The sequence below is a fragment of the Micromonospora sp. SL1-18 genome (assembly GCF_047921505.1).
Lineage (GTDB): Bacteria > Actinomycetota > Actinomycetes > Mycobacteriales > Micromonosporaceae > Micromonospora.
On sequence record NZ_JBLROA010000078.1, the window covers coordinates 1 to 23339 of the forward strand.

Here is a 23339-nt window from a genome sequence, read left to right on the forward strand (position 1 = left end):
TTAGCTCCAACCTCCGGCTGGTCTCTGAGCTCGTCGCGCTGCAGGTGCTCCGCAGCGGACTGCATGGTCACCAGATCCCCGCTGCCGGAAAACTTCAGGCAGTCCCACCAGGACGGTAGCCCGATCATGACCTCCAAGGCTTCGGCAAGGTTATGGCCGATAAGGCCGGCCTGCCCTTCAGAGCTGGCATACAAGACCGGACGGATTGAGCGGCGTTCACCGCAGAGGAAGAAATGTGCCGCCAGTGAAGTCACCTGCTATGCCTTCCAGGGCATGCCCGGACGACAGCCGGACAGTCTCGACGTGATCACCGCGCGTGAGGTCAAACTCGCAGACCTCCCACAGCAGCTCGGCGAGACTCAGGTCACGGCGAACCAATTCCAGGAGCTCGTCATCGCTCTTCACGCGGCGGACGATAACAGTCAGCCTGGTCCGCAAATCCCGTCGGACTGTGCCCTCGACATCCGCTCATAGGCCACGACCGCGCGTCGACCGCCACGGTACGTGCTTCACACATTGTGACGCCCGATCGGCGGCATGGCAGTGCACGGGCCCACCGCTGGCTGGATCTCAGGGACATCCGGGGCAGTCGCACCGAAGTTGGGGGCTGAGTTCGTCGGCGCGTTCGTGGCGGATGGCGTTGCCCGATCGCGGACTTTTTGCAGTTGGCCGGCGGTCAGGCGGCGGGCGTTCCAGATCAGTTGGGCGGCCTCGGCTGCGTCTGGGTGGGCCGGCGGTTGGTCGCCGGCCAGCTCGATGCCGGTCAGCGCGCTGAGGCAGGGCCGAGAAGCTGACTGCGTTGTGGCGGCCTCGCCTGGGGCGCCACCCGATGATCAGACCTGCTGTTCTGGGTCTCCTCTGCCTCGGACAACCCCGACGAGTGGCCCGTGGTGATATTCCATTCGAACGGCTGTACCTGGTCCGGCGCCGGCGTGGTCATCCGCGCACTCCTGTGAGCGGCAAGCAATCGCGGTCGCTGTCAGTCGGTAGCCAGATCATGACGGTAGCGGCCACCAGGCATCACCAGCAGAAACCGCTTCTTTCCTGTCGCGGGAAGGCAGGGCGCGGCGTGCTGTGGAGTCGAGGCCGGGCCTGCGCGCTTGTCAGTTGGACAACGCCAGCTGGGGAACTTGAACGCCGTTGACGCGCTCAGGCTCGTCGGGTGCCGTGACAGGCCAGTGCCGCTGCACGGTCCGCAGTGCCAGACCGGTGTGTTTGGCGACGGCGTCCTGCGGCATCGCCGGGTTGGCTTTGCGGACCTTCGCGACCTTCACTGCGGCGGGAGGTAGCGGCTTCCGCTCTGTCGCGACATTTGGCGCGACGGACGTCGGCTTGTCGACCGGCTGTGGCACCGCCGTCACGGGCGCTTCCGACTTCACCTGCCGGCCGCTGCGCGACATCAGCTCGACGACAGCGAGCAGCGCGATAGCGGGCCACGCGGAGATGATCCGGGCGCCGGTGTTCGGCTGCGCGTGGGCCATGTTCGCCGCCAGCGACGCGACGACGCCGAGCGCGAACGCGACCCGGGCCGACATGCGTGGCCGCTTCCCTGCGCGTTTGTCGTCGACGAGCGCGGCTGACGCGACAACGAGCAGCCCATCGACGGACAGGGGCAGCACGTAGGCGACCTCGGGCCGCTCGCCGTAGCGTAGCGCGGTCGCGACCATGTGCGACCACGACGACCAGGCGGCGATGCCGGCGACGGCGCTGGCGCCCACGGTCGAGGTAACTCGGTTGAGGTTCATCCTTCGGTCTCCTAGTCGTCTAGGCCTTCGCGGACGCCGTCATCGAGCCGTTGGCGTACGCCTCGATGCCGTTGCGGCGGTCGGCGAGCAACCAGAGGACGGCCGTGCCGATCGCCCAGCCGGCAACGGCCAGGGTGAGCCAATGACCGCCGCCCGCGAACAGGACGGCGAAGAACATCGCGCCTGCGGGTTAATGGGCGGCGAGGATCTTCCGCATCGCGGTCACCGCCCCGAGAAGCGGGGGTCAGTCTGCCGGTTGTACTCCTGGCGGCAGACATAGCAGGTGACCTTAGCCGGTCTTCCGCATGTCGAGCGAGATGCTCGGAAACGGCACTGGAGGAGAGCATCATGACCGCGCTACCTAGGCAGATCGCCCGTCACGGAAGGCGCTTGCCGGGTGAAGGCTGCCCGAACGCGTCCGAGGGTTGTGGGGGCAAGCCCTCGGCGTCCTCGCCCTGGTCCACCCCGACCGCCTCAGCCCTTACATCAACTAACACCAGTCCAACTTTCTTACACAGACAACTTGACAAGCTCGGCGGATGCTCCGCACCAAGACCCCCTACCAGCCGAAATCTGCGGACGAACTCCGCCTCGCGGCTTGACGAATCCCATAGGGGCACGCCGCCCCAGATGCCGGTCAGATGAACAAAAGGGGCACTGGTGGTTCAGTTTGATCACCTCACCTGTTCACCCCCGCATGATCGGCTACCCAGGAACCTTTTCGCTGGTCCGGCCACCCGCCGGTCCGGCTCGAATCTCCGAGCACCGGCTCGGAACCCGAGAAGAAAGGAGCGGCGATGAGGTCATCGCACCTCGTACGCCCGGGTCTGGCGCTGCTGCTCGCCGCGGGGCTGAGCACGCTCGTGGCGCCGACCGGCACCGCCGAGGCCGCGATCGCGCCCGCCATGATGGCGGACGCCCCGATCACCTTCACCTCCACCGAGGAGCTCGCCCCGGGCGTGATGTACGGCTCCTTCCAGGTGGACACGCTCCGCGGCGTCACCGTCGGCTACCTGCTCACCGCCGACCTGCGCAAGAACAAGATCTCCCTGGACCTGCTGCACCCCGACACCGTCGCGCAGCGCCAGGTCGTCTCGGCGATGACGAACGACCAGGGCGCCATCGCCGGCGTGAACGGGGACTTCTTCAACATCAGCGAGACCCACGACGGGGTTGCGCCGACCGGCTCGGCGTCGGGCCCGGAGATCGCCGACGGCGAGGAGCTGAAGTTCGCCGTACCGAACGCGCAGCGCTTCGGCCCGGGGCTCGCCCCCGGCACCTCCACCCGCGACGTGTTCGGTGTGAGCGTGAACGGCAAGGCGCGCGTCGACACCCTGAGCCTGGCCGGAGAGGTACGCAGCGCGAAGGGCACGTTCACGCTCGACGGCCTCAACCAGTACGCGCTCCCGGTCGGCGGCGTCGGCCTTTTCACCTCCGACTGGGGCACCGCCTCGCGGGTCCGGTCGACCTGTGGCAGCGACACCAGCCGCCTCGATCCGTGCAGCACCCACACCTACGAGGTGACCGTACGCGACGGCGTGGTGACCTCGGTGAGCCAGACGCCCGGCGCGGGCGCGATTCCCAGCGATACCCAGGTGCTGGTCGGTCGTGAGGGCGGCGCGGACGAGCTTGACGACCTCATCGTCGGCGACCGGGTGACGGTGGACGAGAAGCTGGTCTCGGTCGGTGAGCCGAAGTTGACGTTCGCGGTCGGTGGCGCGCCGATCCTGCGTGACGGACAGCCGCTGGCGGGCCTGGACACGAAGACCGCGGCCGTGCGCAGCTCGGCCGGTGTCAGCCGCGACGGGGAGACGGCCTACCTCGTCGCGCTGGCCGGCCGCGCGCCCGCCAGCGCGGGCTTCACGATCGCCGAACTGGCCGACCTCATGCGTACGCTCGGCGCGGACGCCGCGGTGAATCTGGACGGCGGCGGCTCGACCACGATCGCCGTCCGGGAGCCGGGCCAGGCGGCAGCCACCGCCCGCAACAACCCCTCAGACGGTACGGAGCGCGCGGTCGCCAACGGTATCGGCGTCTTCGTCGGCCACCGCTGACCGTCCGATCCAGCGCGGGAAGCGCCTCGCCTGGCCATCACCCGGCGAGGCGCTTCCCGGCCGCGGGTCCCTGCACTCGCCGGCCCCGCCCGTTCGGCAGGTTCAGGTCGCTGTCGAGCGTGGCTATGGTGTCGATTGGCTCGTATGTGCCGGGCTGGGTCCGCGCAGTCACCGTCAGCGCTCCGGGGCCGGCTGGCACGGCGACCGCCTCGGCGAGCCTGTCCTGCAGGTGGGCGCGCGGCCGGTATCCGCCGCCCGCTTCGGGTGGGCCGACAACGGCTTCCCAAGGTCGGCCCATACTCCGGGGCGCCCGACGTACTGATCGGATCCGCGCGACCGCGGTTAGCCGCAGCGCAGCTCGTCCGCGGCGATGGTGCCGTTGACCTGGGCGATCCGGTGGTCGTAGCAGGTGCCGTGCGGGCCCGTCACGCGGTACCGCTGCTCGGACTCGCCGACGGCGTGCCGTTCCGAGCGAGGTACGCCGAGCGTCCAGGACGCCGAACCGGTGAACGTGTTCGCCAGCCGGCGCCAGGGTGCCTGCCCGGTGCCGGCGGTGGTCTCGTCGGCGTAGTCGCCGAGCGTCATGCGCGTGGTGAGCCGGTCGTTCACGATGGTGATCTCACCGTCAAGGGTGAACCGCTTGGCGGTGCGGCTGACCCGGGGCACCGCCCCCCGCCCGGACGTCGTCGCCGTGGACGTGTCCGTCCAGGCCGCGTGCTGGCCGTCCGGGCTCTCCTCCGGGCCCCAGTAGTGCTCGTTGTGGTTGGTGAGCGCCTGCTCCACCGTGGTTACCACCCGGCCGTGCGAGGTGTCGAGGTAGCCGACCGCCCGGAACCGGTGGGCGGCCTCGACCGTGACCCGGTGGGTGTCACCCTCGACGGAGCTGGTCAGGTCGGTGCGCAGCGTACCCAGGCCGTGGCTGAGCAGTTTGCCGGTGACGCGGGTGCTGTCGTGGTCCCGCCATACCAGGAAGTTGGTCGGGGTGTCCCAGCCCGACTGCCCGGCCGGCACACCGACCGTACGTACCCGCACCCGGTGCGGCTGGCCGTCGGTGAGCTGCCCCGCGAACGGGGTTAGGTCGTACCGGGTGGCCTGGATATTGAAGGCGCGCGGAGCGGGGAGGACGTACCAGAGGAATGGGTTGGACCAGCCGCCGGTGTAGATGTGCGGGTACGGGGCCGCGATGCCGGCCACCTGGTCGTCGATCAGCACCTGCACCTCCCGGTACGGCCCGCCGGCGGCGGTGCCGCAGGAGTAGCCGGTGTCCGGCGGGGTGGTGCCGTACCAGAACTCCTCGCAGCCGCCGCCGGAGCCGGTGGCGTACACCTCGGCCACCAGCCGCTCGGTGTTGCGCGCCACCGTGATCGTGCCGTGCAGCTCGCCGCCGGACTGCCGCGCGTCGGCCAGCGGCAGCACGTCGTCGGAGGTCTGTGCCGCCGGGTGGTCCGCGGTGGCCTGGTAGAAGGTCAGCTCGACCTTGGTGTCCAGGATCCCGGTGTACGTCTCGTCCACCACGTTGCCGATGAGCATCCAGACCGGCTGCTGGCGGGTGAGGATCGGGGCGTACCGGGTGACGTCGGACTCCACCGTCCATCGGACGCCGTCGGCGGAAGGTTCGGCGGTGGAGGTTTTGAAGATCGTCACCCCACCCAGGTTGAGCGAGCCGAGGCGGTCGTACTGCCGTCCGGCGATCGAGGTCTCCATCCGCAGCACCACCTTGTTCCACGGCCCGGCGCAGTCCGCCGCCGGAGTGTACGTGCCGGTGTAGGGCGTGAAGTCCCGGAACTTGTGGTCGACGATCGTCACGGTGCACGACGGGGTTGGCGGCTTCGCGATGGGCTGATCCGCGGTGCGCGGGTCGTCCCAGTCCGAGCCGAACTCCGCAGGTGGCGCCGCCGCGTGGGCCGCGGAACCGGTGAAGAGGATGAAGCCGAGCATGGCGGCTCCGACCGCGACGAGACGTCTCATCGTGCTCCTATCGTGATCTTTGTCGACGCACAACGCTGGTGTCCGCGGCGCTGCGCGGCATCGGTCCGGACGTTACGGGAACGGCCATCCTCGCGGAACCTCCGATATGGACGGGTGGTGGTCGCCCCAGGGACACCGGATGCACTGGCGATCGGGCGGGCATCCGGGTCGTGCAGGCTCACGGATTTGGTTATGAATCCTCTATGGACATAACATGTCCGGGTGGAACTTCTTCGACTGGCGAAGGCTGCGCAACGTTTGGGTGTTCACCCGGTGACGCTTCGTTTGTGGGCTGATTCGGGGAAGATTCCGGTGACGTGGGTGGGCCGTGAGCGGCGGTTTTCCTCGGTTGATGTCGAGGCGATGAAGGTTTCCAGCGTCGGTGTGCGTGTTCGTTTGGAGGGCCTGTACGTGCGTGTGTCCGGCTCCAGCGGGCAGGAGTCCTCGCTGGAAGCTCAGGAGCGCGAGCTTCGGGCGACGTCCGCCGGTGAGATCGTGAAGGTGTTCCGTGACCGGTCCTCGGGTCTGCGGGAGGACCGGCCCGGCCTCGACGCGCTGCTGCGGGCCGTCGCCGATGGAAGTGTCACGGTGGTCCGTGTCACGCATGAGGACCGGCTGGCCCGGTTTGGTGTCGGCTGGCTCAAGCAGCTGCTCGCCGTCCACGGGGCCACCCTCGACGTGCTGCACTCGACAAAGTGCGGCGGGCGGGAAGAACTCGTGGAAGACTTCGTTTCCCTCGTGACGACGTTCGCGGGGCGCTTGTATGGGATGCGGTCGGCAGAGAATCGGCGCCGCCTGCTGGCCGAGTCCGGGCAATGCCAGGCTGGTGGTCGGTGAGTCGGAGGCTGCCCCTGTCTGAAGGCGAGACCTCACGTACTGCGTGTGCCCGTGCCCCTGCTGCGAACGGGGGTGGACGAGGAGACCGGTGAGGTGCTGTCCCCGGCGGTGCTCGCGCAGCGGGTGGGTGAACGACACGTGACGGCGGTCTTAGGGTCGGCTGAGGATTGCCTGCGGTCTTCCCTTCGGCCGGCACCGCGACGGCCGTCCGCCGCTGGTGGCAGGCGGTCGGACGGACCGCGTACCTGGACGCGGCCCGCCTGCGGATCACCGCCTGCCGCATGCCACCAGGCACCTCCAGCATGCGTGGGCTGGCGGTCCGTGGAATTCGGTGGGTGGGTCCTGGTGATCGCTAAAGTAGGACCATGAAGCCAGCTCAACCCAACCAGTCGTTGATTGATGGGCTGGCCTGCCTGCAAGCGCTCGCGGCGCACGGCGGCCCGATCGGATCGCGGCAGCTGGGACGGATGTTGGGTCTCGAACCGACGCGGGTCAACCGGCTACTGAAGACCTTGGCGCATCTAGGTCTCGCGCAGCAAGACGAGAAGCGTAAGTATGCGCCCGGTCCGGCGATTCACGTCCTGGCGGCACAGAGTCTTCGAGCTTCCGGCCTGCTGACCAATGCGCTTGGTCCTCTCGAAGGGCTGTTGGAGTTCGGGTACCAGGTGGCGATGGGTGTGCTGTGGCGTGATCAGGTGGTCTACCTGTACTTCGTGAGTCCCGGAGCCGATCCGCGGCAAGGAATCGCCCAGGAGCCGCTGTTTCCGGCGCACCATTCGGGTCTTGGGCAGGCGCTTCTGGCGATGCACACCGACGACGAGGTTCGCGAGCTCTATGCCGGGACGCCGCATGCCGGCGAGGTCGTTCTGGACGGGGCAAACGGGCTGCTGGCCGATCTTGCCCGCACGCGCGAGCAGGGCTACGCGCTGACGCGCGTCGGCGAGACCGGCGCGGTCGGCTGGCGGACGCTTGCTTTGGTGCTGGACGGCCAGGCCGGTACTGCGATCGGTCTGGCCGGAGATTTCACGGATCGTTCGGTGCCGCGGCTTGTCCGTGCCTTGCGGAGCGCCGCGGCGACCATCGCGGAGGCCAGTGACCGCCGGCCTCGGTCGCGTACCACCTGACACTGGGCGTCTTTCCGCCGCACTGCAGGGTTTGCACCTGCAGCACTGCCGCCTGCTCTCGGCGAGCAGTTGTGAATCTGACGATCGGCCGAAACGGGGTCTTGGCGGCACGGCATGATGGTGCTAACTTAGCACCAGACTGGTGCTAAGAAAGCACCAGCGAGTCAGTTGGCGTCGTCGGTCGCAACCGTGGTCCGCCCGACGAGGCCGTCAAAGGTGGCAGCAGGGCGGCGGCGACAAGTCCCGCGACGAGTACCAGCAAGCACTGGCCGCGCGCTGATGCGGGCACCACACTCCACCACCACGAAAGGCACCCTGATGAGTCAACCGATCCCAGTTGGAGCGATCAGCGGGATCGTTCCACAGCTTGCTGTCAAGGCGGATCACGTACCCCGATCCGAGACGGGTATCGGGGCTCTGATGCCCTGGGCCGGCCGGCTCTGGTTCGTGACGTACGTCGCGCACACCGACCGCAGCGGCGGTGGCACCGGCCTGTTCACCGTCGATGACGACTTCCAGCTGACCAAGCACCCGGCCAGCGTGGTCGGTACCTACGCCAACCGGCTGATCCACAAGGAGTCCGATCAGCTGTTCATCGGTCCGCACGCGATCGATATCGGTGGCAACGTCAGGACCATCGAGGCACTGGTCGGCGTCCGGCTGACCGCGACGTGCAGGCACCTCGACGACGAGGCGGGCAAGGTGTACTTCGTCGGCATGGAAGGCGAGTTCTTCGAGGTTGATGTCCAGACGCTCGAAGTCAAGCAGCTCTACGACCTGTGCGTGGAGCTGGGCGTGCCCGGCGTACCACACTTCAAGGACGCCTACACCCGGCACGGACGCGTCGTGGTCGTGAACAACTCCTACTTCGAGGACGACTTCCCGACCGGTGAAAGCCAGGGCCGGCTCGCCGAGTGGGACGGAACCACCTGGAGGGTGCTGGCGAAGACCCAGTTCAACACCCTTGGCAGCGCCAACGGCATGGGACCGGCTCTGTACGCGGTCGGGCAGGACCGCGCATCCGCGCTGTTCCACGTCTTCCTGCCCGAAACAGGCTGGAAGGTCTATCGACTGCCGAAGTCGACGCATACTCAGGACCACGCCTACACGACGGAATGGCCGCGGATCCGTGAGGTCGAGTCCGAACGCCTGCTGATGGACGCGAGCGGAATGTTCTACGAGCTGCCGCCCTTGACCTACGCCAACTCGGTGTGGGGCATTCGGCCGATCGCCTCCCACCTACGCATCGTCGGCGACTTCTGCTCCTGGAACGGCCTGCTCGTGATGGCCGGCGACCAGACGACACCGATCCACGACGCCAACCCGGTCGCGGGCCAGCCACAGGCGAACCTGTGGTTCGGCAAGACCGATGACCTCTGGCAGTGGGGCAAGCCCCAGGGCTGGGGCGGACCGTGGTGGGAGACCGAGGTCGAGGCCGGCCGGCCATCCGATCCATATCTGATGACCGGATTCGAGCACAAGTGCCTTCATCTCACCCACAACTCCGACAGCGCTGTCGAGTTCACCCTTGAGGTCGACTTCCAGGGCACCGGCCAATGGCGGCGGTACCGGACGATCACAGTCGAGCCGCACGGGTACGAGTCGTACACCTTCCCCACCGGCTTCAGCGTCCACTGGATCCGCCTCATCCCGTCAACCTCCTGCGAGGCGACCGCTCAGTTGCTGTACACCTGATCTGGTCCGGTGATCACCGTTCGACCCTCCGGCCGCAGCCGGTGATCCCGGCACCGGTGCCGCCGCCTTGCCCGGCGGCACCGGTGCAGCGGCGTCACGGCGAATCCTTCGTGCTGCACCAACCGCCGTCCACCACGAGACTCGCCGCCGTCACATACGAGCCGTCGGCGCTGGCGAGGAAGGCCACCGCCGCAGTCACCTCCGCCGGGTCGCCGAGGCGGCCGAGGATCGTCGCCGCCGCGGCCCGCTCCCGCGCCGCTGCGCCCAGCCCGCGCCAGGCGTCGGTGTCCACCGGCCCGGGGGCAGCACGGCGTTCACCCGCACCTGAGGGCCGTACTCTGCGGCGAGCTGCCACGTCAGTGCCGCCAGACCGCCCTTGCTGGCGGCGTACGCCGGGCTGCCCGGTCGCCCGAACAGGGCGTTCAGGCTGGATGTCACGACGACGCAGCCCGACGTTCCCACAGGTCGCCGGCGAATGCCCGGACGCCAAGATAGAGCACGATGAGATTGACCGCGGCCCCAGGCCGCCGGATCGAGCTCGTGCGCCGCGCCGGGGTTCTGCACGAAGGCGTTGCTGTGCAGGATGTCCAAGCCGCCGAACTCGGTACCGACCACCTCCCGCGCTGCTCGCCAGTCCGATTCGGCGGCCACGTCACAGTGGACGTACCGGGCGGTTACGCCGGCGGCGCGGATCTGCGCGGCGACGCGGGCGCCGTGCTCGTCGGCGACGTCGAGCAGCAGTACGGACGCTCCTTCGGCCGCCAGCCGGCGCGCTTGCGGCGCCGACCCCGCGGGCGGCGCCGGTGACGGCGGCGACTCACCCCGCGAGGCGGCCGGGAATCGTCCCCCGTCACCGGCGCAGCACCGCGACGCCGCGGGGAGCGAGCGACACGGCGGCGACCGCACGCTCCCGGTCGCCGAGCAGGTCGACCGCCGGCGCGGGCAGCGCGACCGTCACCACCTCGGAGCTGTGGTTGAGCAGCAGCAGATAGGACCGGTCCGGACCGTGCCGCACCACCGCCTGCAGCCCAGCGGGCAGGTCGGGCAGGACGGGCTCCACGCCCGCTTCGCCACGGATGCGGTCGAGCAGCGCGCGCATGGTCGCCGGCTCGGGCCGGGTGGCCAGATACCAGGCCGCACCCGCTGCGTACACGTGGCGGGTGACCGCGGGCCGGCCGGCCAACTCGCCGTCGGCGAAGGTGGCCACCACCTCCGCTCCCTCGGTCTCGATCCATTCCGACCACACCGTGCCGGTGTGCCGCTGCCCCGCGATGTCCAGCTCGACCGTGCCGCCCGTCGGTAGGGGCCAGAACTCGTCGATGCGCAGCCCCAGCACGTCTCGCAGCGGCGCCGGGTATCCCCCCAGGTACGCGCGGTCGGACTCGTCCACAATGCCGGAGAAGAACGACACCACCAGGTGCCCGCCGTCCTCGACGTAGCGGCGCAGGCGGGCGGCCACCTCGGCGGACATGAGGTACAGGTTCGGCACGACGACGAGCCGGTAGCTGGACAGGTCCGCGGTCGGCGATACGACGTCGCAGGTGACGTGGGCGTCGAACAGCGGCGCGTAGTGCGCCCGGTGGGTTTCCAGCATGTCGAGCACGGCCGGGTGGGCGTCCGACTCCAGCGCCCACCAGTTGTCCCACTCGTGGAGAATCGCGACGTCGGCGTGTACCCGTGTACCGGCGAGTTCGGCGACGCCCGCGATCTCCTGCCCGAGTGCCCGGATCTCGCGATGGGCGCGAGTATCGGTGCCACCGTGCGGCACCATCGCCGAGTGGAACTTCTCGGCGCCGCCGGCGGCCTGGCGCCACTGGAAGAACAGCACGGCGTCCGCGCCCTGCGCCACCGCTTGCCAACTCCACAGCCGCATGAGCCCCGGCGGCTTCGGCGCGTTGCGCTCGCGCCAGTTGACCGCGCTGGGTGCCTGCTCCATCAGCAGCCACGGCTGACCCCGGCGCGCCGAGCGGATCAGGTCGTAGCCGAATGCGGCCTCGACGTGGGCCCGCGGATCGTACGGGTCGGGATAGCTGTCGAGGCTGACAACGTCCTGCTCGGCGGCCCACCGGTAGGAGTCGATCGGTTTGTGGACCAGGCCGATGAAGTTCGTCGTCACCGGCACGTGTGGGGTGTGTCGCCGTACGATGTCGCGTTCGGCGAGGTAGCAGGCGAGGATCGCGTCGTTGCTGAATCGGGCGAAGTCCAGCTTCTGGGCGGGGTTGGCGAACGTCGGTGCGGTCCGCGGCGGCAGGATGTCAGCCCAGTCGTCGTAGCGCTGTGACCAGAAGGTGGTCGACCACGCTTCGTTGAGGGCGCCGATGTCGCCGTACCGCTCGCGCAGCCAGCGCCGGAAGTCCTCGGCCGACACGTCGCAGTAGCAGGCCCGTACGTGGCAGCCGTATTCGTTGCCGATGTGCCACAGCTTCAGGGCCGGGTGCCCGGCGTAGCGGCGGGCGAGGTGCTCGACCAGCCGTCCGGCGTACTCACGGTATACCGGGCTGGACGGGCAGTACTGCTGCCGTCCGCCGGGCCACAGCCGCACCCCGTCGATGCGTTCCGGGAGCACCTGCGGGTGGTGCCGGGACAGCCAGGGTGGTGGGGAAGCGGTCATGGTGGCGAGGCTGGCTCCGATACCGGCCTCGGCCAAGTTGTCCATCACCCGGTCGAACCAGTCGAACTCGTACGTGCCGGGACGTGGCTCCACGCTTGCCCAGGAGAAGATGCCGACGGAGACGAGCGACACCCCGGCATCGACCATGAGCTTCATGTCCTCGACCCAGACGTCCTGGGACCACTGCTCCGGGTTGTAGTCCCCACCAAACATGATCTTCGGCATGGTCATGCCGCGCACTTCCTCTCGGTGAGTTCGATCGGCCGCTCGCGCCGGGCGACCTGCGGGCTGCGTTGTCCCGTTCACAGCAGGCCGGCGGCGGCCAGGTACTTCCCGACCCGGGTGACCTCGTCCTCGTTCAACGGGATCTGCGGCACGGCCGTCGTCGGGTGGTCGATGATCCCGCGCAGATGCAGCGCGGCCTTGAACGCGCCGAGCGCGGAGGAACCCAGCCCCATCCGCCCCACGCCGACTGTGACGAGTTCGAAGAGGCGCAGCAGGCGCTCCTGTTCCGCTCGCGCTGCCTCCCAGTCGCCGTCCGACGCCGCGCGGAACAGCCGCGCGTAGCCGTGCGGGTCTACGTTGCCCAGGCCCGGCACCACGCCGTCGGCGCCCATCCATAGCGCGGAGTCGACGGTGAGTTCGGAGCCGGTCAGCACGCTGAACGAGTCGATGTCCCGACGGTCCCGTCGCCCCAGGATCACCCCGCGTAGGGCGCCTTCGTCACCGCTGGAGTCCTTGACTCCGGCCAGCACACCCTCGCTGGCCAGCTCGAGCAGCAGGTCGGCGCCGAGCTTGGTGTGTACCGAAACCGGCAGGTCGTAGGCGTACAACGGCAACCCTGCCCGCGCCGCGATGGTGCGAAAGTGCACAGCGATTTCCGCGGGGTGGGTGCGGGTGTAGAAGGGTGCGGTGGCCACGAGCCCGTCCACGCCCGCCTCGACGGCCACTCGTACATGGTCCAGCACGCGCAGGGCGGTCATGTCGATCACGCCGGCGAGCACTGGAACCTGGCCCGCGACATGCCGCGTGACGGTGTCGAGCACGACCTTGCGGTGGCCGTCCGGGAGGAAGGCCACCTCAGAGGTGGAGCCGAGGACGAATAGCGCGTCCACCCCACCGTCTAGCAGATGGTCCACCAACCGGGTCAGCGATGCGGTGTCGACCTCGAAGTTCGGGGTCAGTGGCGTGGACACCGGGGGGATGACGCCGGTCAGTGCGGCCGACCGCTGCGGCGACAGCTCGTGGATGGTCATGCATTCTCCTGGGCTTGGCTGGTCAGTTCGAGGTCGGTCGCGTCGTCGCGGATCGGGTGGTGGCAGCGGAACAGGTGATCATCGGGTCGGACCACGGTGTCGGTCTGCGAGGCGGGCATCTCCCTGGCGCACCGGTCGTCGGCCTTCCAGCAGCGGGTACGGAAGGGGCATCCGCTGGGCGGCCGGGTGGCGGAGGGAACCGGTCCGGCCAGCGGGATCGGGTCGATCGGGAAGAGCAGACCGGGGGTGGCTGAGAAGAGCGCCCGGGTGTAGGGGTGGCGGGTCTGGTCGGGCACCGCCTCGGCCGGAGCCTGCTCGACAATCCGCCCGAGATACATCGTCACGACCCGGTCGCTCATCCGCCGCACCGTCTGGATGTCGTGCGAGACGAAGACCATCGCCAGGTTGAGCTGCCGCTTCAGGTCGAGCAGCAGGTTCAGGATCTGCGCGCGTACCGAGACGTCGAGCGCACTCGTCGGCTCGTCGGCGATGAGCAGCCGCGGTTGCAACGCCAGCGCCCGGGCGACGGCCACCCGCTGGCGCTGCCCGCCGGACACCTGGCCGGGCAGCAGGTCGGCGACGCTCGCCGGCAGGCCCACCAGATCGAGCAGCTCGCGTATCCGTTCCTCGCGCTGGCGCGGCGTGCCGACGCGGTGCACGTCCAGCGGGTCGCGCAGCACCTGCCGGATGGGCAGTCGACGGTTGAGCGCGGTCGACGGGTCCTGGAACACCATGCCGGTGCTCGACCCGATCGCCGCCCGGCGCGCCGCATGCGGCATGGACCAGAGGTCCTGGCCGCGAAACCGCACCATGCCTGCGGTCGGCTTCTCCAAGCCGACCAGGACCTTCGCGAGCGTTGACTTGCCGCAGCCGGACTCGCCCACGACACCCAGCGTCTCGCCGGGCGCGACGGAGAGGTCCGCGCCGGTGAGCGCGTAGACGTGATCGCGCCGGAAGAGCCCACCGGAACGCGCCTTGTAGACCATGTGCACGTCGGCGAGTTCGACCAGCGCGGGGGTGGGGGTGGGGGTCATCGTGCCTCCGCGGGACTGGCCGGCGCAGCGCCCGCGTCGGCGGCGAGGACGGACGCCCGGACGTCGAGCGCCGGATGGTGGCAAGCCACCGCATGGTGGCCGCCCTTCCCAACGAGCCGCGGGGTCTGGGTCCGGCAGATCTCCGTGGTCGCCGGGCAGCGGTCGGCAAAGCGGCAACCGCTGGGGAAGTCGGCCGGAGCGGGCACGACGCCGCGGATCTGGGTCAGCCGCGCGGCACCGGACTCCAGCGACAGCACCGAGCCGAGGAGCCCGCGAGCGTAGTGGTGCGCGGGCTCGCCGACCAGCGCCGCGGTCACGCCGGTCTCCACGATCTGGCCGCCGTACATGACGACGACGCGATCGGTCACGTCCGCGACCAGGGCAAGATCGTGCGAGACCAGGATCAGGGCGAAGCCCAGCTCCGCACGCAGCCGCAGCAGCAGTTGGATCACCTGCGCCTGTACGGTCACGTCCAGCGCGGTGGTGGGCTCGTCCGCAATGATCAGCTTGGGGTCGCGCGAGAGGGCCATCGCGATCAGAACCCGCTGCCGCTGGCCGCCGGACAGCTCGTGGGGATAGGACGAGAGGGTGCGCCCGGGATCGAGCCCCACCAGGTCCAGCAGCTCGGTCGGGCTCCGGCGTCCGCCCCGGCGGACCACCTGCTTCAACTGCGCCTTGATCGTCATCGCCGGGTTGAGCGACGACAGCGCGTCCTGGTAGATCATCGCCATGTCGTGGCCGAGCAGCCGGCGGCGGGCGGCCCGGGGAAGCGGCAGCAGGTCCTTGCCGTCGAAGACGATGCCCCCGCGGACACGGGCCCCGCGAGGCTGCAAGCCCATGATGGTGAGCGCGGTGAGGGACTTGCCGCACCCGGACTCGCCGACGAGGCCGAGCACCTCACCCGGGCGCACCTCGAAGGAGATGCCGTCGACGACATCGACGCCGTCGTGCCGGCCCTCGAAGCCGATGGCAAGCTCCTTCACCTGCAGGATCGGCTCGCCCTGCGGCAGCGGCCGGGCCCGCTCGGCCAACCGCTGCGCGGCCCTGGCGAGCCCCGGCAGCTCCACGATCTCACCGGACCCGGGGATGGCCTGCTCGAGTGCGTCGACCTCCTCCTCTCTGCGGACCGGGTCGGCACGGCGGGCAGCGGGCGCAGCCCAGGCGTCGGAGACGCCCTCGGCGAGGATGTTGAGCGCCAGGACCGTGATCAGGATCAGCAGGCCGGGGAAGACCGTGGCCCACCAGCCGCCGAGGAGCACCATGTTGCGGCCGTCGGCGATGACGCTGCCCCACGAGGGGTCGGGCGGGCGTACGCCGGCCCCGATGAACGACAGTGACGCCTCGAAGACGATCGCGTCGGCGACCATCACCGTGCAGAAGACCAGGATCGGCGCGGCGCAGTTGATGGCCACGTGTCTGACCAGGATGTGTGGCGTGCGGGCGCCGATGACCCGCTCGGCCGCGACGTAATCCTCGCCGTACTGGGCGAGAACGTTCGCGCGTACCACCCGGGCGACGGATGGCATGTAGAGGAAGGCGATGGCCAGCACCAGCACCGGAATGCTGCCGCCGAAGACGGCGACCAGGACGGCAGCGAGCGCGATTCCCGGGAACGCCATGATCACGTCGAGGCTTCGCATGAGGGCCTCGTCGACGGCCTTGCGCGCGGTGGCTGCGATCGCGCCGATCAGCGCGCCGCAGAGCAATGCTATGGCGGTCGCGCCGAGGCCGATGATCAATGACCAGCGGGCGCCGTAGAGCAGCCGGGTGAAGATGTCCCGGTTCGCGCTGTCCAGCCCCATCCAGTGAGCGGCGGACGGACCGCCGCCGCTCTGGTCCTGCAGATACGGCGAATAGGGGGCGAGCACCGGGGCGAGCACGGCGGCGAGGGCGATCACGGCAACGACGAGGAGGGAGAACCACGAGGGCAGACCGAGCCGCCGGATACGGATTCCCGGGCGGGACAGTCTCTTCGCGAGTCCGCTACGCATCACGCGGCGCTCCTGAGTCGGGGGTTGACCAGCAGGTAGAGGATGTCGACGGCGAGGTTCACCACGACGAAGCCGGTGGCGATGGTGAGCACGACGCCCTGCACCACGGCGGGGTCCCCGTCGCGTACCGCGTTGATCATGAGCTGCCCCATGCCGGGCAGCGAGTAGATGGTCTCGATGACCACCGCCCCGCCGAGCAGGTAGCCGACCCGCAGACCCAGCACCGTCAACGGGTTGATCAGGGCGTTGCGCAGGACGTTGCGTCCGATCACCACGATCGGCGGCAGGCCGCTACCGACTGCGGTGCGGACGTAGTCCCGGTCGAGCTCCTCGACCATCGAGGTCCGGATGATCCGGACCAGGTGGGCGGCGACCGGCAGCGACAGCGACAGGGCCGGCAGCGTCATCGACCGCAGCCAGCCGCTGAACGAGTCGCCGGGATTGATGTAGCCGCTGGTGGGGAACCAGCCGCGGTCGACCGCCAGCCACTGGATCATCAGCAGGGCCAGCCAGAACGTGGGCGCGGAAACCCCGACCATCGACACCAGTCGAATGAGTTGGTCGGGCCAGCGGTCCCGGAAGATCGCCGCGACGACGCCGAAGACCAGGGCCAGCACCACGGCGACGGCCAGGCCGAGGAAGGTCAGCTGCACGGTGAGTGGCAGTGCGGTGACCACCGAGTCGAGCACCGGCGCCTTGGTGAGCACGCTGGTCCCCATGTCCCCGTGGAGCAGGTCACCGACGAAGCGCACATACCGCACCGGTAGCGGATCGAGCAGGCCGTTTTCCACCTGGAACTGGTGGATCTGCTCCGCCGTCGGGTTGGCGCCCTGGAAGTAGGCGTACTCCGGCTTGCTGTTGGAGAAGCGCATGATGATGAAGACGAACAGGATGATGCCCAGCAGCAGCGGGATCAGGATGAGTATGCGGCGCACCAGCATTCTGGCGACGACTGCCACTGCGTACCTCCTGATAGTCGGGGTGGTCGGCCGGTGAGCGGCGCCGGGCGGACCCGGCGCCGCGCGAGGATCATGCCCGCAGCGCTTGAAGCAGGTTGATGCCCGGGTACGCCTGGGGCCGGACCCCGGTGAGCTTCTTCGGATCCCACGCCGTCATCAGCTCCGTGTGCACCACCGGGTACAGCACCGCCTGCTCGGCGACGACGTCGAGGTACTGGTGCACGAGGTCCAGCTTCCTGGTCGGGCTGGGCTCCTGGATGGCCTTGTTCATCAGCGCGAACAGGTTTCTGGCCTGTGGGCTGGCGTCCCACTTGGTGTACTTCATCCACGCGCCACCGGGCGTGTAGTTGTAGCGGAGGATCAGGTCCGCGTCCAGGCCGAACTGGTTCGGGTTCGAGGCCGCCGCGACCACCTGATAGGACTGCGACTGGTCCATCTTGGTGAAGAGCGCCGCCGTGTCCTGCGGCTCGAGGGTGGTCTTGATGCCGACGGCTTCCCAGGAGTTGGCGATGGTGGCCAGACAATCCTCGATCCAGCTGACGTTGACAGCCATCAGCGTGACGGACAGGTTCTTCACTCCGGCGGCGGACAGTAGATCCTTCGCCTTCGCGGGGTCGTAGCCGTAGACGGTCTTCGCCTTGGCGTACGACGGGTTCTGCTCGTTGAGGAAGCTCGTGGCCGGCGTGCCGTGTCCCTTGAGCGCCACGTCGATCATCTTCCCGGTGTCGATGGCGTAGAAGAGCGCCTGGCGCACGCGTACGTCGTCGAAGGGCTTCTGGGCGGTGTTGAACATCAGGAACATGTGGTTCATGCCCTTACCGCCCTCCACCGTCAGCCCGCCGCCGCGCAGCTGCTCGATGTTGGCGTACGGGATGTTGTCCGCGATCTGCGCCTCGGCGTTCCCGCCGGAAATCTTCGCCACGCGTGCGGAGGCGTCCACGATCGACAGCCAGTTCATCTTCTTGATCGCGGGCTTGCGCGGGCCGTTGTAGTCCGCGAACGCCTCGAGCACAGTGTTGGACTTCGGGTTGTGCGCGACCATCTTGTACGGGCCGGACCCGACCGCCTTGCCACCCTTGGCCGCGTCCCAGCCGCCCGGCACGCCGAAGACGTGCTTCGGCATAATCTTGGCAATCGTCAGCCGCTGCAGCGCGTCCGGGAACGGGAATTTGAAGACCAGCTCGACACTCGTCTCGTCGACCTTGCGCACCTCCTTCAGCCAGGTACCGAAGAAGGAGTAGGACAACGTCTTGGCGACCGGATCGAGGATGCGCTGGAAGGTGAAGAGCACGTCGTCGACCGTGACCGGCTGCCCGTCATGCCACTTGGCGCCCTGTCGCAGAGTGAACTTCCAGGTGGTCGCGGCGGTGTCCGTAGGCAGGGCGGTGGCCAGGGCCGGGTAGGGCTCCCGGGTGACCGGGTCAGTGTCGACCAGCCCTTCGTAGATGTGGTTGTTGGCGGCCATCGTGAAGGCCGACGCCGTCATGGTCGGGTCCCAGCTCTGGTTGTTGCCGTACCCGATGACGGCGGTGACCAGGTCCTTGTCCCCGCCGGCCCCCGTCGAGCTCGTGGAAGCGGGGCCGCTGCAGGCGGAGATGGTGGCGGATATGGCTGCTGCGGCGCTCACCGTCCCGCTGTAGCGCAGAAAGTCGCGGCGGCTGAAAACGGGCCGAGAAACCAAGGCGCTCACGGTGCCTCCTGTGGGAAATATGGCTTCGGTTAGGAAACGATCTCTTCGGGCCATCACGTTGGACGTCCTACGTCCCACGTCCTGTAGAGTGGAGGCTAGGGGTCGAACTCGTCCCCGGTCAAGAGCAAATGACCAGGAGATGTCCGTGGTATTTCATCCCGATCGTCGCCGCACCGAAGACGCCTCCGGCCAGCCCGCCCACCTACGCCGCGTTCCCGCGGGTGGGCACCGTCGGCTCAGCCGTGCCGTCGAGGTGCAGGAGGCGGTCAAGGGCCTCATCCTGCAGCGCGGGCTGACCACCGGGGATCCGCTGCCGACCGAGTCCGAGCTGATGGAAGAGCTGGGCATCGGCCGGAACTCAGTCCGGGAGGCGCTCAAGGTCCTGCAGGCCGTCGGCATCGTCGACATCCGCCACGGCTTCGGGATGTTCGTCGGGCGCATGTCGCTCAACGGTCTCGTCGACGAGTTGACCTTTCACAGCCGCATGACGCTGCAGGAGGAGCGCAACCACCTCGGGCACCTCATCGAGATCCGGGAGATCCTCGAGAGCGGGCTGGTGCAGCGCCTCATCGACGGGCACGTCGACCACGACCTGACGCCCCACCTCCCCGCGGCCCGCGAGGTGATCGAGCAAATGGAGGCCGAAGCGCTGGTGGGCCCAGTCTCACCCGAGACCGACCGCCTCTTCCACGACGTGCTCTACCGCCCCTTGGGAAATCCGCTCGTAGGTCGGCTGCTCGGCGCGTTCTGGGAGGTCTACCACCAGCTCGGCGACGACCTCGGGCCGCCCGACGAGACGCCGGCCGACGTGGCTCGCAAGCACCGACACATCTACACGGCCGTCATCACCCGGGACCGCCCGTCGGCCGCGACGGCCGTGCGAGTCCACTTCGACGGCGTACGCGCCCGGTTGGCCCGGCTCGGACAGCCGTGACGAGGGGCGGCCGCCCGATCCGGCTCAGGCCGCCTCTCCCTCCAGCGGCGTCGCGATCTGACCCGTCTCCGCCCGGGCAATGCGCTCCTTGACGTCACGGAAGTGCCGCTGCATCGCCTCCTGCGCGGCCACCGCGTCCCGCGCGCGCAGCGCGTCGACGATACGCCGGTGATTGCCCACGATGACCTCCATCCGCTCCTCCGGCGCGCCCAGCAGCGGCTCGACCTGGTGGTAGACCTGCCAGAACAGGTTGATCAGCTGCAACACGAGCTCGTTACCGCAGGATTCATAGAGCAACGCATGAAAGGCCCGATCGGCTTCAAGATCGGCCTGCATCGCGGTCACCAGGGCATCGAGCGCCGCCAGTCGGCTTTCGCTGGTCGACCCGGCGACCCGCCCGACAAGCGCGGTCTCCAGCATCTCGCGCACCTCCACGAGGTCGTGGAGCGCGCGGACGCCCTGCGGGCCGGAACGGATCCGGAACTCGAGCGACGGCCTGAGCACGTCCAGCGAGGCGCGACCGACGAAGGTGCCGAACCCGTGGCGGATCTCGACGATGCCCAGCGCCTGCAGCGCCCGTACCGCCTCGCGTACGCTGTTGCGACTCGCCCCCAGCAAGTCCATGAGCTGCGGTTCGGTCGGCATCGGTGCACCGGGCTGAAGCTGACGATCGTGAATCAGGGCCACGATGCGGTCCTGAACAGTCTCGCCGTTGCGTTTGGCCATCCCGCGCCTCCAGGCTCTTCTGCGGCTGACACACATCCTACGTCCGAGAAGGGCACCCGCTGAAGGAGCAATGTACACGCGGCATCAACCCCGCGCCGGCCTGTTGATATCGCCGTCTTCCGTACGCTGGCGGACATCCCATGTCATATTCCTGGACGTGGACAGGCCGGCTCCGAACCCTGCAGCCTGCGCGCTGTCACCGGCGACCGGTCGAGCATGCGGCCGCTGACCGACGAACGCGGCCGTGGACGCGTCATCTGGGTACCCGTTCGGCACAGGTGGTGGTGCCCCACCAGACGACCGCTGGCGGGGCACCGAAACAGCGGCTACTGCTGGGGGTTGATGGTCGTGAACGGGAGGCGGAGCCGGAGCTGGCCGGCGATCGGGACGTTGCGTTCCCGGATGTCCCGCAACTCCTTCGAGGTGAGGGCACGGGTGTAGATGCGGAACTCGTCGAGGGCGCCGCGGAACCGGTTGACGCCATCGATCCGCTGGCCGAGGTAGATGCTGCGGATGCCGAACTCCTTGCCGGTGGTCACCGAGCCGCGGGGAGCGGCCAGGTCGGCGACGGTGGCGCCGTCGATGAGGACCGTGATCCGGGTGGACGTGCGTTGCATGGCGACGTGGTGCCAGAGCCCGTCGTTGTACGCGCCCGCGATGGTGATGTTCGCGTCGCCCTGGCCGGTGCCGACAACACCCCGGATGCGGTTGCTCGCCGGTTCGGCCCGCAGCCAGATCTGCGCGGCTCCCGTACCCCACTGGTAGAACCACCAGATCACGTGGCTGCCAGTGGTTTCGCTGTACCGGAACCACGCCATGATCGTGAACTCGTCGTCCCCAAGGTCGACGTCCGCGTTGTACGGCACCTCCACGTAGTCGTCGACACCGTCGAGCGCGATTCCGTCGCCGTACCGCCCATCGGTCAGCGTCGCGCCGCCGCGCACGTAGGCGGTGTTGTCGTAGCGCGGTGACGCGTCCGCGGTCGTCGGTCCCGGCTCCGGCGGCGGCGGCAGGCCCGGCGGCGTACCGTTCGGGGTGTCGAGGTACGCCTCGTTGAACCTGACGAACTGGATCACCTCGTACAGCGCGGTCACGCCGCCTTCGTACAGCAGCCCGGCGACGGGGCCGGCCACCGGGTCAGTCTCGATCTTGACCATGTCGGAATACCCACCCGGGCCCCAACTGATGACCTTGCCTTCCTGCCAGGTCTGCCAGGTCCGGGCCTCGTCGTACGAGGACCGGATCGTCAGGGCCTCACGCTTGCCAGGGTGCGCGGGTCCGGAGAACAGGATGCGGTTGCGCGCGTCACCTTCGTCGGTGGCGGTGAGGCGCAGCAACGCTCCCTGCACGACCGGCATCGTCAGCTCGGGCACCATCTGGAACGGCGCGTCGTAACTTCCGCCGCCGTCGCTGGAGATCGCGTACGCCCGTGTGCCCTCAGCCGTGCCGGCTTCCCGCACGTTGACGTAGATCCGCCCGTCGGTCAGCTCCACCAGCGTCGACTCGTTGACGAAGATGTCGTCGGTGGCGCCACCGGCGCTGGCGCCGAGGTGCCACGTGTCGCCGCCGTCGTCGCTGTACCCGAGGTGGATGCCGGCGATGCGCCGCCCGCCGGGCGCGAAGGACTCGTGGTTGGCGCTCATCACCAGCCGCCCGGCGTGCGGGCCGCGTTTGAGCTGGATGGCGTGCACCGGGCCGGTGGCATACCAGGCGGTCCACTCCGGCCGCATCAGCTCGGTCATTTCCCGCGGCGCGCTCCAGGTCGCTCCTTGGTCGTCGCTGACCTGCAGGTACGGATCGCGGCCACCGCTTCCGGTGCCCGGATTGTGGGTTGTGAACAGTACGATCCGGCCGGTCTGTTCGTCCACGACCGGCATCGGGTTGCCGTGCGTGTCGCCGTTGCCGCGCGACACGACCTGCAGCGGCCCCCATGTGCGGCCGCCGTCGTGGGATCGCTTCAGCACCAGGTCGATGTCGCCCCTGTCGTCGCAGTTGTTGATCCGGCCTTCGGCGAAGGCCAGCAGGGTCCCGTTGGTGGCCTTCACGATCGCCGGGATCCGGAAGCAGGAATACCCGTTGGTGTTCGCCGTGTAGACCGCCTGTTCCTCGTGGTACGGCGCAGCGGCGTGCGCGGTGCCGCTGCTGAGCAGAGCGGCAGCCATCGCCGCGACCACCACAGTGGCCAGAATTCGGCGGTGTCTTTGCCTGTGTCCTTGTCTCGTCATGAGCGAATACCTCCACTGGTCATTGCCGGGGGTGGATCGTGTCGAGCGGCAGGTGGCTCCGGAGCGGCGGGTTGTCGCACTTGTCGCGCTCGCGGATCTTCGCCGTCTTGCACGTACCGCCCGCCTCTCGTCACAACGTGCGGAACGTTGTTGGACATCCTACGTCGGATGTCCGGTGTCGCAAGCCCTCGGACCGCTTGTCGGCCAGTCTGGTCGGCACGTCCCAGTCGGCAGTGCCGCAGGACCGCACTGAAGGGCCCAAGCGCAACGCTTGAGTCGCGCCTGGACCAGAGCCGGGCCACTGCTGATTGCGACGGGGAGCCGGGAAGCAAACACGTTCGCGATCATGAGGAGATCCCATCTCTTACGTCCGGAGAGTGACGCAAGCCGCCCACATGCTCGCGCTGGGGCTCGGCCTGACCCGGCCGGCCTCCGCGGCGCGGCCAGGCGTCCAGTCGACGGCACCGCCGGATGACTGGGTCCTGCTCTG

The 23339-nt window shown here is 68.8% G+C and carries 18 protein-coding genes and 2 pseudogenes; 5 read left to right on the forward strand and 15 right to left on the reverse strand.

Going from position 1 to position 23339, the window contains the following annotated elements:
- The 4 genes and pseudogenes from ACNAW0_RS26440 to ACNAW0_RS26455 form a co-directional block, all read right to left on the reverse strand.
- Positions 1–254, reverse strand: a pseudogene (locus tag ACNAW0_RS26440) (hypothetical protein); the annotation flags it as partial.
- Positions 217–405, reverse strand: a complete 189-nt coding sequence (locus ACNAW0_RS26445; RefSeq protein ID WP_416290722.1) for a hypothetical protein — start codon at positions 403–405, stop codon at positions 217–219. The gene ACNAW0_RS26445 and the pseudogene ACNAW0_RS26440, both read right to left, overlap by 38 nt.
- 698 nt (positions 406–1103) lie before the next feature.
- The gene (locus ACNAW0_RS26450) at positions 1104–1745 is read right to left on the reverse strand and encodes a DUF2637 domain-containing protein (RefSeq protein WP_416290723.1); all 642 of its coding nucleotides are present in this window, start codon (positions 1743–1745) and stop codon (positions 1104–1106) included.
- Positions 1746–1764: 19 nt separating this feature from the next.
- Positions 1765–1923, reverse strand: a complete 159-nt coding sequence (locus ACNAW0_RS26455) for a hypothetical protein (RefSeq protein ID WP_416290724.1) — start codon at positions 1921–1923, stop codon at positions 1765–1767.
- A 619-nt stretch (positions 1924–2542) separates the two neighbouring features.
- On the opposite strand from ACNAW0_RS26455, the gene ACNAW0_RS26460 reads away from it, so the two are divergent.
- Complete coding sequence (locus ACNAW0_RS26460) at positions 2543–3799, forward strand: phosphodiester glycosidase family protein (RefSeq protein WP_416290725.1); 1257 nt, start codon at positions 2543–2545, stop codon at positions 3797–3799.
- A 342-nt stretch (positions 3800–4141) separates the two neighbouring features.
- Here ACNAW0_RS26460 and ACNAW0_RS26465 read toward each other — a convergent pair whose 3' ends face one another.
- Positions 4142–5767: a peptide-N4-asparagine amidase gene (locus ACNAW0_RS26465; protein WP_416290726.1), complete on the reverse strand. Its 1626-nt coding sequence runs from the start codon at positions 5765–5767 to the stop codon at positions 4142–4144.
- Positions 5768–5989: 222 nt separating this feature from the next.
- Between ACNAW0_RS26465 and ACNAW0_RS26470 the strand changes: the two genes are divergently transcribed.
- The 3 genes from ACNAW0_RS26470 (at position 5990) to ACNAW0_RS26480 (ending at position 9423) form a co-directional block, all read left to right on the forward strand.
- Positions 5990–6604 (forward strand): IS607 family transposase, encoded by a 615-nt coding sequence (locus tag ACNAW0_RS26470; RefSeq protein ID WP_416290727.1) that lies wholly within the window; start codon positions 5990–5992, stop codon positions 6602–6604.
- Between the two features lie 365 nt (positions 6605–6969).
- Entirely contained in the window at positions 6970–7728 is a 759-nt protein-coding gene (locus tag ACNAW0_RS26475) for an IclR family transcriptional regulator (protein WP_416290728.1), read from the forward strand.
- A gap of 420 nt (positions 7729–8148) precedes the next feature.
- The gene (locus ACNAW0_RS26480) at positions 8149–9423 is read left to right on the forward strand and encodes a hypothetical protein (RefSeq protein ID WP_416290729.1); all 1275 of its coding nucleotides are present in this window, start codon (positions 8149–8151) and stop codon (positions 9421–9423) included.
- 94 nt (positions 9424–9517) lie between these two features.
- Here ACNAW0_RS26480 and ACNAW0_RS26485 read toward each other — a convergent pair whose 3' ends face one another.
- The 8 genes and pseudogenes from ACNAW0_RS26485 to ACNAW0_RS26520 all read right to left on the reverse strand — a co-directional run bounded on the left by ACNAW0_RS26485 (position 9518) and on the right by ACNAW0_RS26520 (position 19018).
- A complete protein-coding gene (locus ACNAW0_RS26485; protein ID WP_416290730.1) occupies positions 9518–9715 on the reverse strand; it encodes an SDR family oxidoreductase in 198 nt (65 codons plus the stop codon).
- 50 nt (positions 9716–9765) lie between these two features.
- A pseudogene (locus ACNAW0_RS26490) lies at positions 9766–10329 on the reverse strand (SDR family NAD(P)-dependent oxidoreductase); the annotation flags it as partial.
- Positions 10274–12265: a beta-galactosidase gene (locus ACNAW0_RS26495; protein ID WP_416290731.1), complete on the reverse strand. Its 1992-nt coding sequence runs from the start codon at positions 12263–12265 to the stop codon at positions 10274–10276. The pseudogene ACNAW0_RS26490 and the gene ACNAW0_RS26495, both read right to left, overlap by 56 nt.
- A gap of 71 nt (positions 12266–12336) precedes the next feature.
- Complete coding sequence (locus tag ACNAW0_RS26500) at positions 12337–13290, reverse strand: dihydrodipicolinate synthase family protein (RefSeq protein ID WP_416290732.1); 954 nt, start codon at positions 13288–13290, stop codon at positions 12337–12339.
- A complete protein-coding gene (locus tag ACNAW0_RS26505; protein WP_416290733.1) occupies positions 13287–14324 on the reverse strand; it encodes an oligopeptide/dipeptide ABC transporter ATP-binding protein in 1038 nt (345 codons plus the stop codon). The genes ACNAW0_RS26500 and ACNAW0_RS26505 overlap by 4 nt, the downstream gene beginning before the upstream one ends.
- Entirely contained in the window at positions 14321–16315 is a 1995-nt protein-coding gene (locus tag ACNAW0_RS26510) for a dipeptide/oligopeptide/nickel ABC transporter permease/ATP-binding protein (RefSeq protein WP_416290734.1), read from the reverse strand. The genes ACNAW0_RS26505 and ACNAW0_RS26510 overlap by 4 nt, the downstream gene beginning before the upstream one ends.
- Entirely contained in the window at positions 16315–17274 is a 960-nt protein-coding gene (locus tag ACNAW0_RS26515; protein ID WP_416290735.1) for an ABC transporter permease, read from the reverse strand. Before ACNAW0_RS26515 ends, ACNAW0_RS26510 begins: the two co-directional genes overlap by 1 nt.
- A gap of 70 nt (positions 17275–17344) precedes the next feature.
- Positions 17345–19018 (reverse strand): ABC transporter substrate-binding protein, encoded by a 1674-nt coding sequence (locus ACNAW0_RS26520; RefSeq protein WP_416290740.1) that lies wholly within the window; start codon positions 19016–19018, stop codon positions 17345–17347.
- 91 nt (positions 19019–19109) lie between these two features.
- Between ACNAW0_RS26520 and ACNAW0_RS26525 the strand changes: the two genes are divergently transcribed.
- Positions 19110–19898: a FadR/GntR family transcriptional regulator gene (locus ACNAW0_RS26525; RefSeq protein ID WP_416290736.1), complete on the forward strand. Its 789-nt coding sequence runs from the start codon at positions 19110–19112 to the stop codon at positions 19896–19898.
- 24 nt (positions 19899–19922) lie between these two features.
- On the opposite strand, the gene ACNAW0_RS26530 is transcribed toward ACNAW0_RS26525, so the two are convergent.
- Both ACNAW0_RS26530 and ACNAW0_RS26535 read right to left on the reverse strand, forming a co-directional pair.
- Entirely contained in the window at positions 19923–20624 is a 702-nt protein-coding gene (locus tag ACNAW0_RS26530) for a FadR/GntR family transcriptional regulator (RefSeq protein ID WP_416290737.1), read from the reverse strand.
- 326 nt (positions 20625–20950) lie between these two features.
- Positions 20951–22786: an exo-alpha-sialidase gene (locus ACNAW0_RS26535; protein ID WP_416290738.1), complete on the reverse strand. Its 1836-nt coding sequence runs from the start codon at positions 22784–22786 to the stop codon at positions 20951–20953.
- Positions 22787–23339: the final 553 nt, after the last annotated feature.